Source organism: Mesorhizobium sp. M7A.F.Ca.US.014.04.1.1, assembly GCF_003998745.1.
In the GTDB taxonomy this organism is placed as follows: Bacteria; Pseudomonadota; Alphaproteobacteria; order Rhizobiales; family Rhizobiaceae; genus Mesorhizobium; species Mesorhizobium ciceri.
Window position 1 is genome coordinate 1 of the sequence record NZ_RZRW01001110.1, and the last position, 1,046, is coordinate 1,046.

The window sequence follows — 1,046 nt, forward strand, 5'->3', positions numbered from 1 at the left end:
CGGGCGAAGGTGATCGGCTAGGGCGCCAATCTCGGCGTCACGCAGCGGGCGCGCATCGAGTTCGGCATGAATGGCGGCCGCTGCAACTCCGACGCCATCGACAATTCGGGCGGCGTCAACTGCTCCGACGTCGAGGTCAACATCAAGATCGCGCTGGCTTCCGCCATGCGCAAGGGGTCGTTGACACGCCCGGCACGCAACAAGCTGCTGGCCGAGATGACCGAGGAGGTCGGCTCGCTGGTGCTGTCCAACAACTACCAGCAGACGCTGGCGCTTTCGATCGCCCGCAAGCGCGGCCTCGCCGACATCGCGCATCAGAGCCGCTTCATGACGGCGCTGGAGGCGCGCGGCCTGCTCGACCGTGCCGTCGAGACGCTGCCGTCGCCGGCAGCGCTGGCCGAGCGCGAAGCGCGTGGCGAACCGCTGACCAGAGCCGAACTCGGCGTGCTGCTCGCCTATGCCAAGATTGTGCTGTTTTCCGACATCGTCGCCAGCGACGTGCCTGATGACGCGCATTTCGACCGCGACCTGATGGGCTATTTTCCCGACCAGATGGCGAAGAAATACGCCGCCGAGATCCATGGCCACAGGCTGCGCCGCGAGATCATCACACGGGTCGTCGCCAACGATCTGGTCAATCGCGGCGGCCCATCCTTCGTCAACCGGCTGCAGGAGGCCACCGGGCGCACCGCCGCCGACGTGGTGCGGACCTTCGCGGTGGTGCGTGACGGTTTTGCCTTGCCGGCGCTCTATCGCGAGATCGACGCGCTCGACAACCAGATCGACGGCCAGGTGCAGCTCGATCTCTATCAGATGGTCAGCCGGCTGATCTATGTGACCAGCGGCTGGTATCTGAAGAACGATGCCGGCACGGCACCCCTCAGCCAGCGCATTGCCGAGTTGCAGGAAGCCCGCAAGGCGCTGGAGCCCAAGCTCGTTTCGCTGCTGCCGGCCTTTTCACGCGAGCGCATCGAGGAGAAGCGGCATGGGCTGTTCAAGGCCGGCGCGCCGGAAAGCTTGGCCGGGCAGCTGGCACTGAGCGAGGT

At 66.0% G+C, this 1,046-nt stretch carries 1 pseudogene; it reads left to right on the top strand.

From position 1 onward, the window contains the following. Positions 1-1,046: pseudogene (locus EOA22_RS34880) on the top strand (NAD-glutamate dehydrogenase domain-containing protein); the annotation flags it as partial.